General features: G+C 55.3%; 14 protein-coding genes. 11 read left to right on the plus strand and 3 right to left on the minus strand.

The window, feature by feature from the left end:
* Positions 1-264: 264 nt before the first annotated feature.
* A complete protein-coding gene (mlaA, locus tag QRN24_RS06370; RefSeq protein ID WP_020883108.1) occupies positions 265-1,017 on the plus strand; it encodes a phospholipid-binding lipoprotein MlaA in 753 nt (250 codons plus the stop codon).
* Between the two features lie 63 nt (positions 1,018-1,080).
* Here mlaA and fadL read toward each other — a convergent pair whose 3' ends face one another.
* Positions 1,081-2,415, minus strand: a complete 1,335-nt coding sequence (fadL, locus tag QRN24_RS06375) for a long-chain fatty acid transporter FadL (protein WP_014171054.1) — start codon at positions 2,413-2,415, stop codon at positions 1,081-1,083.
* A gap of 366 nt (positions 2,416-2,781) precedes the next feature.
* On the opposite strand from fadL, the gene QRN24_RS06380 reads away from it, so the two are divergent.
* From QRN24_RS06380 to sixA, 4 genes are all read left to right on the plus strand, one after another.
* Positions 2,782-3,066, plus strand: coding sequence for a YfcZ/YiiS family protein (locus QRN24_RS06380; protein ID WP_014171053.1), 285 nt, complete (start codon positions 2,782-2,784; stop codon positions 3,064-3,066).
* Between the two features lie 238 nt (positions 3,067-3,304).
* The gene (gene fadI / locus QRN24_RS06385; protein WP_032678623.1) at positions 3,305-4,615 is read left to right on the plus strand and encodes an acetyl-CoA C-acyltransferase FadI; all 1,311 of its coding nucleotides are present in this window, start codon (positions 3,305-3,307) and stop codon (positions 4,613-4,615) included.
* Positions 4,615-6,762, plus strand: coding sequence for a fatty acid oxidation complex subunit alpha FadJ (gene fadJ, locus QRN24_RS06390; protein WP_020883111.1), 2,148 nt, complete (start codon positions 4,615-4,617; stop codon positions 6,760-6,762). The genes fadI and fadJ overlap by 1 nt, the downstream gene beginning before the upstream one ends.
* 209 nt (positions 6,763-6,971) lie before the next feature.
* Positions 6,972-7,457 carry a phosphohistidine phosphatase SixA gene (gene sixA / locus QRN24_RS06395; protein WP_014171048.1) on the plus strand — a complete coding sequence of 162 codons (486 nt, stop codon included), beginning with the start codon at positions 6,972-6,974 and terminating at the stop codon, positions 7,455-7,457.
* A 48-nt stretch (positions 7,458-7,505) separates the two neighbouring features.
* Here the strand turns inward: sixA and smrB are convergent, their stop codons facing one another.
* Positions 7,506-8,057, minus strand: a complete 552-nt coding sequence (gene smrB, locus QRN24_RS06400) for an endonuclease SmrB (protein WP_014171047.1) — start codon at positions 8,055-8,057, stop codon at positions 7,506-7,508.
* Between the two features lie 145 nt (positions 8,058-8,202).
* On the opposite strand from smrB, the gene prmB reads away from it, so the two are divergent.
* From prmB to QRN24_RS06430, 6 genes are read left to right on the plus strand one after another with little or no spacing between them, the layout of a single operon-like run.
* Positions 8,203-9,135: a 50S ribosomal protein L3 N(5)-glutamine methyltransferase gene (prmB, locus tag QRN24_RS06405; RefSeq protein ID WP_014171046.1), complete on the plus strand. Its 933-nt coding sequence runs from the start codon at positions 8,203-8,205 to the stop codon at positions 9,133-9,135.
* A gap of 60 nt (positions 9,136-9,195) precedes the next feature.
* Positions 9,196-10,281 carry a chorismate synthase gene (aroC, locus tag QRN24_RS06410; protein WP_025203566.1) on the plus strand — a complete coding sequence of 362 codons (1,086 nt, stop codon included), beginning with the start codon at positions 9,196-9,198 and terminating at the stop codon, positions 10,279-10,281.
* Between the two features lie 2 nt (positions 10,282-10,283).
* Positions 10,284-11,108 carry a penicillin-insensitive murein endopeptidase gene (gene mepA, locus QRN24_RS06415; protein ID WP_014171044.1) on the plus strand — a complete coding sequence of 275 codons (825 nt, stop codon included), beginning with the start codon at positions 10,284-10,286 and terminating at the stop codon, positions 11,106-11,108.
* Positions 11,108-11,917: a sulfite exporter TauE/SafE family protein gene (locus QRN24_RS06420; RefSeq protein WP_014171043.1), complete on the plus strand. Its 810-nt coding sequence runs from the start codon at positions 11,108-11,110 to the stop codon at positions 11,915-11,917. The genes mepA and QRN24_RS06420 overlap by 1 nt, the downstream gene beginning before the upstream one ends.
* Positions 11,917-12,462, plus strand: a complete 546-nt coding sequence (locus QRN24_RS06425; protein WP_020883114.1) for an elongation factor P hydroxylase — start codon at positions 11,917-11,919, stop codon at positions 12,460-12,462. The genes QRN24_RS06420 and QRN24_RS06425 overlap by 1 nt, the downstream gene beginning before the upstream one ends.
* A 13-nt stretch (positions 12,463-12,475) precedes the next feature.
* Positions 12,476-12,754 (plus strand): YfcL family protein, encoded by a 279-nt coding sequence (locus tag QRN24_RS06430; protein ID WP_020883115.1) that lies wholly within the window; start codon positions 12,476-12,478, stop codon positions 12,752-12,754.
* 50 nt (positions 12,755-12,804) lie between these two features.
* On the opposite strand, the gene mnmC is transcribed toward QRN24_RS06430, so the two are convergent.
* Positions 12,805-14,802, minus strand: coding sequence for a bifunctional tRNA (5-methylaminomethyl-2-thiouridine)(34)-methyltransferase MnmC2/FAD-dependent 5-carboxymethylaminomethyl-2-thiouridine(34) oxidoreductase MnmC1 (gene mnmC / locus QRN24_RS06435; RefSeq protein WP_032678621.1), 1,998 nt, complete (start codon positions 14,800-14,802; stop codon positions 12,805-12,807).
* Positions 14,803-14,831: the final 29 nt, after the last annotated feature.

Consider the following 14,831-nt stretch of genomic DNA (forward strand, 5'->3'; position numbering starts at 1 on the left):
ATGCCCGTGGGGATGCTCTTAAATTGGCGGCAATGGCAACAAAGGCGATACATCTCATTAAAAGACATTATAAAATTGCCAGCGAAACGAATTCCAAAAGCCAGGCTATGCTGAGATCAGAGTGACGGTGGTTACTGCCCGTAATTGTGCTCGTAGACATTGGTAAACGTGCTGTTACAATCACTTGCACGTTTACAGGCGGAGCAACCCATGCTCCGTTACGGATGGCAATCAACGATAGCCATACTGAACAGGGAGATATTTATGAAACTTCGGCTGTCGGCGCTTGCGCTGGGCGCGACGATGCTTGTGGGCTGCGCCAGCTCTGGAGAGCAAACGGGACGCTCCGATCCTCTCGAAGGATTTAACCGCTCAATGTACAGCTTCAACTACAACGTGCTGGACCCGTATGTGGTTCGCCCGGTGGCAGTTGCATGGCGTGATTATGTTCCACAACCTGCGCGTAACGGGTTGAGTAACTTCACCAGTAACCTGGAAGAACCTGCGGTGATGGTGAACTACTTCCTGCAGGGCGATCCGTATCAGGGTATGGTGCACTTTACCCGCTTCTTCCTGAACTCATTGCTGGGGATGGGGGGCTTCATCGATGTTGCCGGTATGGCGAACCCGAAACTTCAGCGTGAGCAGCCGCACCGTTTCGGCAGTACGATGGGGCATTATGGCGTGGGTTATGGTCCGTATGTTCATCTGCCATTCTACGGCAGTTTCACCGTACGTGATGACGGCGGCGACATGGTGGATACGCTGTATCCGGTTCTGTCGTGGCTGACCTGGCCGCTGTCGGTAGGGAAATGGACGGTGGAAGGGATCGAGACGCGTGCGCAACTGCTTGATTCGGACGGTCTGCTGCGTCAGTCTTCTGACCCGTATATTATGGTCCGCGAAGCTTACTTTCAGAATCACGACTTTATTGCCAATGGCGGCAAGCTGAAGCCGGAAGAGAATCCGAACGCGAAAGCAATCGAGAACGAATTAAAAGATATCGACTCGGAATAAAGATATCGACCCGGAATAAAGAAAAAAGGTGAGCCATGCTCACCTTTTTTAATCCCTGCGCGATTAGAACGCGTAGTTGAAGTTCATGCCATACAGCCAGGCTTTACCTTCAGAAGAGAACTCATACGGCCCCTCCTTAAAGTTAACTTTTTGACCGTGCATGTAAGAGATGCCCGCATCGATAGAAGCATCTTTATTGAAGGCATAGGTTGCACCTGCGCTCAGCCAGAAGCGGTCCTGGTCCGGAATGGAGATGGAACGCTTGTCAGCCGGTACAGGACTATCATCGAAGGCAATACCGGTACGGAATGTCCAGTTGTCATCCATATAATAGGTGGTACCCAGCGCGATACGGTAGGCATCACGGAAGCTTTCATCTTTATAGAAGAGCGTGTCACCATTGCTGTTGGTCGCTTTCAGCTCCTGGAACTGACTCCAGCTGGTGTAGGTCAGGCTATAGTGAACCGCCCACTGCGGCGCCACTTTGTTATAACCCGACAGTTCCCACATTTCTGGCAAGTGCAGGCTCAGAGAACCGCCAGTGGTACGGCCGTCGGTGCCCATTGGCAGGCCGAAGCTACCCAGAATCTGATTGTAGGCTGAAGGCAGGCTGCTCTTATAATCGCCATCGAAGTCAATTTTCACTTCGGAACGGTAGGTTAAACCGTAGCGGTTATTTTTATCGATTTCATAAAGGATACCGGCGTTCCAGCCGAAGCCCCATTCGTCACCCTTAAGGTAAGCAATCTGGGTATCTGCCGGAATACCTGCAACCTGCTGTGCCAGACCCGGAATCGGCGGCAGAGCGCCTGAGCCAGCAACGACTTTACCCAGGTCACCCGCGTAGCGCTCGATCTTCGCTTTAGCATAAACCGCATCAAAGCCGACGCCGAAGCTCCAGTGGTTGTCCAGACGGTAAGCACCGCTCAGGTTCAGGTTCAGGGTTTCAAGGTCGGTTTTACCGCCATACGCCCCTGCGGCGTAGTTATTATTAAACTCGGTAGCCAGACCGTAGTTAGACGTCACGGAAGCGCCCCAGCCGAACTGGTCATTAATTGGCGCAACGAAGTGGAGGTTTGGCACCCAGGCTGTTGGCGCGATGTTGTCTGCCTTCAGGCTGGCGCCTGTTGGCGAGCGGCCCGAGATATCAACACCCGGATCAACAAAGATTGCACCAGCAGAGAAGGTCGGACGATCGAACATCATGATCAGTGCAGGGTTACGACTCGCGTTGCCCGCATCATCAGCAATTGCGCCTTCCCCGGAATACGCACGGCCAAGGCCAGAGGAAGAAAATTCGTTTAACTGAAAGCCCGCGGACCAGGCGGACGTAGAGACGATTGCCACTGCGACTGCCAGCGCAGTCTTTTTGAACAGGGTTTTCTGGCTCATGACCATAACCTCATTGAGTTATTTTTATTCAATAATTGTTACATACCGTAACAGGAGCGCGAAGTGTAGGGTCTGAGGTATGACATACAAATCAGACCAGTGGCGAGAGTATAGGTCTGACCAGCCAGAATGTTGCAAGTTTGTTTATTAATATTTTCAAACATGTTTCTTGAAACGAGATCTGGTTGGCAAAATTGTGACCATTGCGAATCGTCTGAAAGGGTGATTTTTGTTCTAGATCATTTTTTAGTGTGATATTGGTCACTTATCCGCTTTTGCGCCATTAACGGCTGGAGAGAGCCAGCCCCGGGGCGTAAAATAGCAGCATCGTGTTTATCTCGCGCCTTGCGCGAATACAGAGGAAATTGAGCTATGAGTAAATGCAGTGCTGATGAAACCCCGGTTTGCTGCTGTATGGATGTTGGTACCATCATGGACAACTCCGATTGCACCGCCTCTTACAGCCGTGTATTCAGCAACCGCGCCGAAGCGGAAGAAACCCTGGCCGCGCTGAGCAAACGTGCACGTGAGGTCGAATCCGATCCGTGCGAAATCAAATCCACCTTTACTGACGTGGACGGCGGTGTGAAGCTGGATATCGACTTTGTGTTCGCCTGCGAGGCGGAAACGCTAATTTTCCAGTTGGGTCTGCGCTAACCTCAACGGCGTAATGCCCTCATCCTGGCCCCCTCTCACAGTAGAGGGTGCACACTAAAACGGTAACCTTCGGGTTACCGTTTTGCTTTTGTTTTCGCAGAGACATTTTCTTTTTCTTCTCTGTGCCTTAGCTCGCACTTTTTCGTTTCCCTGATTGGCTGAATGTAAAAAAATGGTTAAGACTGTTATCAGGTCAGACCACTTTATGTTTGAGTAAAAAATTTTACAGGGGAAGGTTATGAGTCAGGCGTTACCGCTTATTACCCGTCAGGGCGATCGCATTGCCATTGTCAGTGGATTACGTACGCCATTTGCACGTCAGGCGACAGCGTTTCATGGCATACCGGCTGTCGATCTGGGGAAAATGGTGGTGGGGGAGATGCTGGCTCGCAGCGAAATTCCGCCTGAGGTCATCGAGCAGCTGGTTTTTGGCCAGGTTGTGCAGATGCCTGAAGCACCCAATATTGCACGCGAAATCGTCCTCGGTACGGGGATGAATGTCCATACTGATGCTTACAGCGTCAGCCGGGCATGTGCTACCAGTTTCCAGGCGGTGGCTAACGTGGCTGAAAGCCTGATGGCAGGTACCATTCGCGCTGGGATCGCCGGCGGGGCGGACTCCTCTTCGGTTCTGCCGATTGGGGTCAGTAAAAAGCTGGCCCGGATCCTGGTTGACGCCAACAAAGCCCGTACCGTCGGTCAGAAACTCAAACTTTTCTCACGCTTACGCCTGCGTGACCTTATGCCTGTACCGCCCGCAGTGGCGGAGTATTCCACCGGTCTGAGAATGGGCGATACCGCCGAGCAGATGGCAAAAACTTACGGGATCACCCGTGAGCAGCAGGATGCGCTGGCTCATCGCTCACATCAGCTGGCGGCGAAAGCCTGGTCGGAAGGCAAACTGGCTGATGAAGTCATGACGGCGTACATCCCGCCATACCGTGAACCGCTCTCAGAAGATAACAATATTCGCGGCAGTTCGACGATGGCGGATTACGCCAGGCTCCGTCCGGCATTTGACCGCAAACACGGTACCGTCACGGCCGCCAACAGTACTCCGCTGACGGACGGTGCCGCCGCAGTGATCCTGATGACGGAATCCCGTGCCAAAGAGCTGGGCATAAAACCGCTGGGCTACCTGCGCAGCTACGCCTTCACGGCGATAGATGTGTGGCAGGACATGTTGTTAGGGCCGGCGTGGTCCACACCGCTGGCGCTGGAACGCGCGGGACTGACCCTCGCGGATTTAACCCTCATTGATATGCACGAAGCCTTTGCTGCACAAACCCTGGCAAACATACAACTGCTGGCGAGTGAACGTTTCGCGCGCGATGTCCTTGGCCGGGCGCATGCCACTGGCGAAGTGGATCAGAGCAAATTTAACGTCCTGGGTGGCTCCATCGCCTACGGTCATCCATTTGCGGCGACGGGGGCGAGGATGATCACCCAGACATTACATGAGTTACGTCGCCGGGGCGGTGGTTTTGGTCTCGTAACCGCCTGCGCAGCGGGTGGTCTGGGCGCGGCAATGGTTCTGGAGGCTGAATAATGGATATGCCATCTGCATTTAATCTGACGGTACGCCTCGATAACGTCGCCGTTATTACTATCGATGTTCCCAACGAGAAGATGAACACCCTGAAAGCCGAGTTCGGCGTTCAGGTGCGCGCGATGCTAAAGCAGATCCGCGAGAACAAAGCGATTCGCGGCCTGGTGTTTATCTCAGCGAAACCGGACAACTTTATTGCCGGAGCCGATATCAACATGATTGCCCGGGCGCAAAACGCACAGGAAGCCGAAGAGCTGGCGCGTCAGGGGCAACAGGTCATGGCGGAGATCCATGCGCTGTCTATCCCGGTCATCGCGGCGATCCACGGTGCCTGTCTGGGCGGTGGGCTGGAGCTGGCGTTGGCCTGTCACAGCCGCATTTGTACCGACGATGCGAAAACCGTTCTGGGCCTGCCTGAAGTACAGTTAGGCCTCCTGCCAGGCTCCGGCGGGACGCAGCGTCTGCCGCGTCTGGTTGGGGTCAGCACTGCGCTGGAAATGATATTAACCGGCAAACAACTGCGTGCCCGTCAGGCGCTGAAAGCCGGCCTGGTCGACGAGGTGGTTCCTCACGCCATTTTGCTTGAGGCGGCGGTTGAACTGGCGCTCAAAGGACGGCAGGCAAAACGTCCTCTGCCGGTGCGTGAGCGCGTGCTGGCCGGGCCACTGGGCCGCACACTCCTGTTCAGCATGGCGGGCAAGAAAACCGAACAAAAAACCAAAGGTAACTACCCGGCGGCGAAACGTATCCTTGAGGTTATTGAAGTGGGTTTATCTCAGGGCAGCAGCAGCGGCTATGCCGCAGAAGCAAAAGCCTTTGGCGAGCTGGCGATGACGCCGCAGTCTCAGGCGCTGCGTAACATCTTTTTTGCCAGTACAGAGGTAAAAAAAGACCCCGGCAGCGAGGCGCAGCCTGCCCCGCTGCATGCCATTGGCGTACTGGGTGGCGGGCTGATGGGGGGCGGAATATCTTTTGTTACCGCCAGCAAAGGCAAATTGCCTGTACGTATCAAAGACATCAATGCGAAGGGAATCAATCACGCGCTGCAGTACAGCTGGCAGAACCTTGATCAAAAGGTTAAACGCCGCCATATCAAGGCCAATGAGCGTGATAAAACCCTGGCACTGATCTCCGGCACGACAGACTACAGCGGTTTTGCCCATCGCGATCTGGTGATTGAAGCGGTGTTTGAAGACCTGGCGCTTAAGCAGCAGATGGTGGCTGACGTTGAGCAACATTGCGCACCCCATACCATTTTTGCGTCGAACACCTCGTCATTGCCCATTGGCGATATTGCGGCCAGAGCCCAGCGTCCGGAGCAGGTGATTGGCCTGCACTATTTCAGTCCGGTTGAAAAAATGCCGCTGGTGGAAGTTATCCCGCACGCCAGCACCAGCCCGCAAACCGTTGCTACCGTGGTTAAACTGGCCAAAATGCAGGGTAAGACACCGATAGTGGTGGCGGACAAAGCCGGCTTTTATGTTAACCGCATTCTGGCGCCTTATATAAATGAAGCGATGCGGCTTCTGACGGAAGGGGAGAAGATCGAACACGTCGACGAGGCGCTGGTGAAGTTTGGGTTCCCCGTTGGCCCAATCCAACTTTTGGATGAGGTGGGAATTGACACCGGCACTAAAATTATACCTGTGCTGGAAGATGCTTATGGAGATCGTTTTAGCCCGCCTGCAAACATTGTTTCTGCAATTTTGAAGGACGATCGCAAAGGCAGAAAAAATGAACGCGGTTTCTATCTTTACGGCGCGAAAGGGCGTAAAAGCAAGAAACAGGTCGACCCTTCGGTTTATGGGCTTATTCCGACAACCGGTCAGGGAAAACTGTCACCCGTTCAATGTGCTGAACGCTGTGTGATGATGATGCTTAATGAAGCGGCACGCTGCTTTGGTGAGCAGGTGATTAAAAGCGCGCGCGATGGTGACATCGGTGCGGTATTTGGTATTGGTTTCCCGCCGTTCCTCGGCGGCCCGTTCCGTTACATGGACACTCTCGGTGCGGGTGAAGTGGTTGCAATCCTGCAACGTCTGGCCTCGCAATACGGTCCGCGGTTTACACCGTGTGACGAATTATTGCAGATGGCGGAACGGGGCCAGACATTTTGGCCTTCAAGGGAAACTGTCCTCGTAAGTTGAGGTCAAAAAAGGGTAAATCCTGAAGTGTATGAACCTGTTTTGGCGATTTTGTAAACAGAGATTGACTATACTTACGCCATTGAGGTAAAAAACAGCGTTTCATTCACCGAATGGATCAGGCACAATGCCCGACCATCGGGTTTTCTACCTCGGAGCGGTAATCGCGGGTAGTCAACGCCGGTGATTCTGGTTAACAAAAGCGGTGCAATATGCAAGTTTTTATCATGCGTCACGGCGACGCGGCACTCGATGCCGCCAGTGACTCAGTACGTCCTTTGACCGTCTGTGGCTGCGACGAATCTCGTCTGATGGCGACCTGGCTTAAAGGTCAAAAAGTGGACATCGAACGCGTTCTGGTGAGTCCGTTCCTGCGTGCAGAACAGACGCTGGAAGTGGTGGGGGAGTGTATGAACCTGCCAGCCAGTGTGGATGTTCTCCCGGAACTCACCCCGTGCGGTGATGTCGGCCTTGTCAGCGCTTATCTTCAGGCGCTGTGCAATGAAGGTGTCGCTTCCGCGCTGGTCATTTCCCACCTGCCACTCGTTGGCTATCTGGTATCTGAGCTGTGCCCGGGCGAGACGCCGCCGATGTTCACGACTTCCGCCATTGCCAACGTCGCTCTCGACGAAACGGGCAAAGGGGTCTTCAACTGGCAAATGAGTCCGTGCAATCTGAAGATGGCAAAAGCTATCTGATGTGACGTGCGATATGGCGGGGAGCAGAATATGCCTCCCGCCGTCCTGTCAGGGTAATTCTGGCGGCTGCCACTCTTCTACTTCAATCAACACCAGTAATGCGGCATCTCCGCCGTACTCTTTGGGTGCCTGATGAAACGCCATCACGTGGGGATGCTGAGCCAGCCATAGCGGTGTTTGCTGCTTCAGAATATGTTTGCCGTGGCCGTGCATCACGCAGGCGCAGAAAACATGTTCGCGACGACAGGCGGCAATTAACGCTCCCAGCTCCTGCTTCGCCTGCATCTGCGTCAAACCGTGCAGATCAAGAAACAGTTCGGGCGAGTAATCCCCCCGGCGTAATTTTTTCAGCTCAAAGTGGCTGACATCTTCCCGTACGTACTTCACCGCGCCCTGCGTATTGAGCAGCGGCTGAAATTCATCTGAAAAATAGTGGCTATTATCCGCCTGCTCCTGGAGCAATCGCTTGACCGGGACTTCCGTGATTTTTTTGCGCATCGGACGGTGGACAATGATGTCCTGCTTGATTTGACGCGTCCCGGTCATCAGCTGACGGAAGAGCGCCTGATCCTCCTCGCTAAGGGATGTTTTCTTTTTCATGGGTCATTCTCATCTCGTATTTCCGACAGTGTACCCGACTAAACGCATTTTTTAACCTCAAGCGCGACGCGTCATTGCTGATTTATCGCCGTCTTCATGGCAAACTAGCCGCCGAAAATTATGCGAGCATGCCCTGGAGGAAAGAGTGGATAAAATTTTTGTCGATGAAGCAGTAAACGAGCTGCATACCATACAGGACATGTTGCGCTGGTCGGTTAGCCGCTTCAGCGCCGCAAATATCTGGTACGGGCACGGTACCGATAACCCGTGGGATGAGGCCGTTCAACTGGTGCTGCCGTCCCTCTACCTGCCGCTCGATATTCCGGAAGACATGCGTACCGCACGCCTGACCTCCAGCGAAAAGCACCGTATCGTGGAGCGTGTTATCCGCCGCGTTAACGAGCGCATTCCGGTTGCCTATCTGACCAACAAAGCCTGGTTCTGTGGTCACGAGTTCTATGTTGATGAACGCGTTCTGGTGCCGCGCTCGCCGATTGGCGAACTGATCAACAACCACTTTGAAGGCCTGATTAACCATCAGCCAGAGCATATCCTTGATATGTGTACCGGCAGCGGCTGTATCGCGATTGCCTGTGCGTACGCCTTCCCGGAAGCGGAAGTGGATGCCGTGGATATCTCCACCGATGCGCTGGCTGTGACCGAGCACAATATTGAAGAACACGGTCTGATCCATCACGTTACGCCAATCCGCTCCGATCTGTTCCGCGATCTGCCAACGCTGCAGTACGATCTGATCGTCACCAACCCGCCGTATGTTGATGCGGAAGACATGTCCGATCTGCCAAACGAATATCGCCACGAGCCGGAGCTGGGTCTGGCGTCAGGCTCTGATGGCCTGAAGCTTACCCGTCGCATTCTGGCCTGCGCGCCGGATTATCTGACCGACGACGGTGTTCTGATTTGTGAAGTGGGCAACAGCATGGTACATCTGATAGAGCAGTACCCGGATGTGCCGTTCACCTGGCTTGAGTTCGATAACGGCGGTGACGGCGTCTTTATGCTGACCAAAGCGCAGCTGCTTGACGCGCGCGAATACTTCAGCATTTACAAAGATTAATCCAGCGGGCTTCGGCCCGTTTCACAACGCTCAAACACAAATAACGACATCGGAGCCGTGATGGCAGGAAACAGTATTGGACAATTATTCCGGGTGACCACCTTTGGTGAATCGCACGGGCTGGCACTGGGCTGTATCGTTGACGGCGTACCGCCAGGCATCGAACTGACCGAAGCTGATTTACAGCACGACCTCGACCGTCGTCGTCCGGGGACTTCTCGCTACACCACGCAGCGTCGCGAGCCGGACCAGGTCAAAATTCTTTCCGGCGTTTTCGAAGGCCGCACCACCGGCACCAGCATCGGGCTGCTGATTGAAAATACCGATCAGCGCTCGCAGGATTACGGCGCCATCAAAGATGTGTTCCGTCCTGGACACGCCGATTACACCTACGAACAAAAGTATGGCTTCCGTGATTATCGCGGCGGCGGACGTTCGTCTGCCCGTGAAACCGCGATGCGCGTTGCGGCAGGGGCTATCGCCAAAAAATACCTGCAGCAGAAATTTGGCATTGTGATCCGCGGCTGTCTGACCCAGATGGGCGATATTCCACTGGCTATCAAAGACTGGGATCTGGTCGAGCAAAATCCGTTCTTCTGTGCCGATGCAGATAAGCTGGAAGCGCTGGACGAACTGATGCGTGGCCTGAAAAAAGAGGGCGACTCCATTGGTGCCAAAGTCACCGTCGTGGCTGATGGCGTACCGCCAGGCTGGGGTGAACCGGTATTTGACCGTCTGGATGCGGACATCGCTCACGCACTGATGAGCATCAACGCGGTGAAGGGCGTAGAAATTGGCGACGGTTTTGACGTCGTTGCGCTGCGGGGCAGCCAGAACCGCGACGAAATCACCAAAGACGGTTTCCAGAGCAACCACGCGGGCGGCATCCTCGGCGGTATCAGCAGCGGTCAGCAGATTATTGCCAATATTGCGCTGAAACCGACTTCCAGCATTACCGTGCCAGGCCACACGATTAACCGCTCTGGCGAAGAAGTTGAGATGATCACTAAAGGACGTCACGATCCCTGTGTGGGGATCCGTGCGGTGCCGATCGCAGAAGCGATGCTGGCGATCGTACTGATGGATCACTTCCTGCGCCAGCGCGCGCAGAATGCGGATGTGACGACCACCATTCCACGCTGGTAAACATGAAAAAAACCGTCATTGCTCTGCTGGCACTGCTTGCCAGTGGAGCCAGTCTGGCCGCGACGCCATGGCAGAAAATCACCCATCCTGTGGCGGGCAGCGCGCAGTCTATTGGCGCGTTCTCGAACGGCTGTATCGTTGGGGCACAGGAACTTCCGCTGCAGTCCGATACCTATCAGGTGATGCGTACCGACCAGCGTCGTTATTTTGGCCACCCGGATCTGGTGCTGTTTATCCAGCGTCTGGGAAACCAGGTGCATAACCTGGGGCTGGGCACGATGCTGATTGGCGATATGGGGATGCCTGCCGGCGGTCGGTTCAACGGCGGACACGCCAGTCACCAGACCGGTCTCGATGTCGATATCTTCCTGCAACTGCCGAAAGCGCGCTGGAGTTCAGCCCAGTTGCTGAAACCGCAGGCGCTGGATCTGGTGGCGCGCGACGGTAAAAACGTCGTGCCATCGTTGTGGACGCAGGACGTCTTCAGCATGATTAAGCTGGCGGCGAAAGATAACGATGTCACGCGGATTTTCGTGAACCCGGCCATCAAGCAGCAGCTCTGCCTGGATGCCGGCACCGATCGCGACTGGCTGCGTAAAGTGCGCCCGTGGTTCCAGCATCGTGCACATATGCACGTTCGTCTGCGCTGCCCGGCAAACAGCCTGGAATGTGAAGATCAGCCGTTACCCCCGCCAGGCGATGGCTGTGGTGCGGAACTGCAGAGCTGGTTTGAGCCGGCAAAACCTGGAACCTCTAAGCCTGAGAAGAAGACACCGCCTCCGTTGCCGCCTTCCTGCCAGGCGCTACTGGATGAGCATGTACTTTAATGGATAATTTCGTCGAACTGTTTATGGTGTCGCCGCTTCTGTTGGTGGTGCTTTTCTTTGTGGCGATGCTGGCCGGGTTTATTGATGCTCTGGCGGGCGGCGGTGGTTTGTTAACCGTACCGGCGCTGCTGGCCGCGGGCATGAGCCCGGCACAGGCGCTCGCCACTAACAAGCTTCAGGCGTGCGGCGGCTCGCTCTCCGCGTCGCTCTATTTTATTCGCCGTAAGGTCGTCAGTCTGGCTGACCAGAAGCTCAATATCCTGATGACCTTTATTGGTTCGACCTCGGGTGCACTGCTGGTTCAGCATGTACAGTCCGATATTCTGCGCCAGATCCTCCCCATTCTGGTTATCTGCATCGGTCTCTACTTTTTGTTGATGCCAAAGCTCGGGGAAGAAGACCGGCAGCGACGTCTGCATGGCCTGCCGTTCGCTCTTATCGCGGGTGGCTGCGTCGGGTTTTACGATGGCTTCTTTGGCCCCGGAGCAGGCTCGTTCTATGCCCTTGCGTTCGTGACGCTGGCCGGCTTTAATCTCGCTAAATCCACCGCCCACGCCAAAGTGCTCAATGCGACGTCAAACGTCGGCGGCCTGCTGCTGTTTATCATTGGTGGCAAAGTTATCTGGGCAACCGGATTTGTGATGATGGCAGGGCAGTTTTTAGGCGCACGCGCGGGCTCGCGTCTGGTATTAAGCAAAGGACAGAAGCTCATTCGCCCGATGATTGTTGTCGTCTCAGCGGTCATGAGTGCCAAACTGCTTTATGACAGCCATGGACAAGAGATCCTCACCTGGCTGGGAATGAATTAATGAACACAACCCATAAATACGAACAGCTGATTGAGATTTTTGATGGCTGTTTTGCTGATGATTTTAATACCCGTCTGATTAAAGGCGACGACGAACCGATCTATCTTCCTGCTGATGCGGACGTGCCGTATAACCGTATCGTGTTCGCGCACGGCTTTTACGCCAGCGGGTTACACGAGATTTCGCACTGGTGTATAGCGGGGAAAGCGCGTCGTGAGCAGGTGGACTTCGGCTACTGGTATTGTCCGGACGGCCGTGACGCCGCCACGCAGAGCCAGTTTGAAGATGTGGAGGTGAAACCGCAGGCGCTGGAATGGTTATTCTGTGTGGCGGCAGGTTTCCCGTTCAACGTCAGCTGTGACAACCTCGAAGGAGAGGTCGAGCCAGACCGTATTGTCTTCCAGCGCCGCGTTCATGCGCAGGTGATGGAGTATCTTGAGAAAGGCATCCCGGAACGTCCGGCGCGCCTGATCGAGGCCTTACAGAATTATTACCACACGCCGGAGATCACGGCGGAATGCTTCCCTTGGCCGGAAGATCTTTAACAGAGGAAAGAAGATGATCGCAGAATTTGAATCACGCATTCTGGCGTTAATTGATGACATGGTGGAACACGCCAGTGATGATGAGCTGTTCGCCAGCGGTTATCTGCGTGGTCACCTGACGCTGGCTGTCGCTGAGCTGGAAGCAGGGGACGATCACTCTGCCGAGGCCATTCATGATGAAGTGAGCCGCAGCCTGGAGAAAGCGATCCAGGCAGGGGAACTCTCTCCGCGTGACCAGTCATTAGTGCTGGGTATGTGGGACACCCTGTTCCAGCAGGCAAAAGCCAGGTAGTCATTTCTCCTCCCTCTCCCGGTGGGAGAGGGAGGGCATTAGCCCGCACGTTACTTCACCCTTTTTCCTTTCAGTAACTTCCGTACCCACAAACGGTTGGGATTGAGCCCCGCAAGCGTAACGCTGTCCAGCGGAACGGGCTCATCACTCATCTGTGCCGCCAGCACTTCGGCCAGCAACGGCGCTGAGCACAATCCCCGTGAACCGAGCCCCCCGAGCATAAACAGCTGCGGATAAACTGGCGCACTCACCGCGGTATCACGGTTTTCAGCAAGATCCTGATAGGCCTCAAGCGTTGCTTCATAGTCAGGCACATTTCCCGCCATCGGCAGATGGTCCCGGGTGGCACAGCGTACGCCACAGCGCGCGTCACCGGCGCTGATATCAACCTCTTTTGCCCAGTCGGCCTGCGGGAAGCAGTTGAGCAGGCGCTGGCGATTTTGCTGCTGATCGTCTTCGCTGTAGCGCATGTCGGTCTCACCGCGATGGTAGCTGGCACCAATGCAGTGGTGGCCGTTGGACGGATTTTGTGGCGTCAGATAGCCGTCGTAGCAGAGTACCTGCTGCAGTTTTTCCAGCGCTGGCGAGGTGGGGATATGGCTGACCTGGCCGCCGACAGGGTAAAGCGGCAGCTTTTCCGTCTGGTTGAACTGGCTGATAGGGTGACCGTTGGCCAGCACTACGCAGGTATGCTGCGCCTCTTCGCCCGTGGTGAAATGCAGGTTCCAGTGCTCCGTGTGGTGAAGTGAGGCGACCTGGCGGGAATAGTGCACCGTCAACCCGCGCGACTGCGCCAGCGCAATGGCTGCCGTCGTCAGATCTGCCGGACACAGCCAGCCACCGAGCGGATAGTGGATACCGTCGCAGCCCGTATCGACGCCCGCGGTTTCGGTTATCTGCTGCGCATTCACCGCCCGGGCAATTTCGAGCGGCAGACCCAGCGACAACATGTGCGCGATTTTTTGCTGGCTCTTCTCATCCCAGCCCAGTTGCGTAACGCCACACCAGTCGTGGTCAAACGCCACAGGCAGGGCATCATACAGGCGCCGGGCAAAGGTAAAGGCTACCGGGAAAAACTGGCTCAGCGCCGGATCGTGAGCGCTTAACAGTGGGTAGAGCGCCCCCTGGCGGTTGCCGGAAGCGCCCTTTGCCGGCGCGTCGTCGGCGCAGTAGAGCGTTACCTGCCAGCCACGGTGTAAAAGCGCGAGCGAAAGCAGGGCGCTGGCAATCCCGCCGCCGACAATTGCTACCTCTCGTGAAGTGCTGGCGCTGCGTGAAAACCAGGGCGTCTGAGCGGGGATCTCCAGCGTCTGATCCATTCTTCCGACCAGCATGTCGCGCTTGCGACCAAAACCTTTGGTCTTTTGCATGGTAAAGCCGGCCTCCTGCAATCCGCGGCGGACAAAGCCTGCCGAGGTGAAGGTCGCGAGCGTTGCGCCAGGACGCGCCAGGCGTGCCATTGCGTTAAACAGATGCTGGCTCCACATGTCCGGATTCTTGGCGGGGGCAAAACCATCAAGGAACCATGCGTCCACTTTCTGATTCATTGAATCATCAAGCTTATCGGTCAGTTCATTGATGTCGCCGAGCCACAGATCCAGCGTGACGCGCCCGCCGTCCAGCAGCAGACGATGACAGCCGCCGAGGTGCGGCGGCCACTGCGCCTGAAGCTGCTCCGCCCATGGCGCAAGTTCCGGCCAGTGCTGATGGGCGAGACGAAGGTCATGCGCGGTGAGCGGAAATTTTTCAAAACTGATGAAATGTAATCTTTGCAGTGTAGCGTCAGAGTGAGCAGCGTGAAACTGATCGAACATCTGCCAGAGGGTGAGAAAATTCAGACCGGTACCAAACCCGCTCTCAGCGACCACGAACAGACTGCGCGGATGCGTGGGGAAACGGGCGTTTAACTGGTTTCCGTCGAGGAAAACATAGCGGGTTTCTTCCAGTCCGTTATCATTAGAAAAGTAGACGTCATCAAAATCTCGGGAAACAGGTGTACCCTCAGCGTTGAATTCGAGGTTGGCGGGTTGTATAGCGTTTTGTTTCACGTAAGTTACTCGTCTGACAGGCAGTGACA

Source organism: Enterobacter sp. MEB024 (assembly GCF_030209635.1).
In the GTDB taxonomy this organism is placed as follows: domain Bacteria; phylum Pseudomonadota; class Gammaproteobacteria; order Enterobacterales; family Enterobacteriaceae; genus Enterobacter; species Enterobacter ludwigii.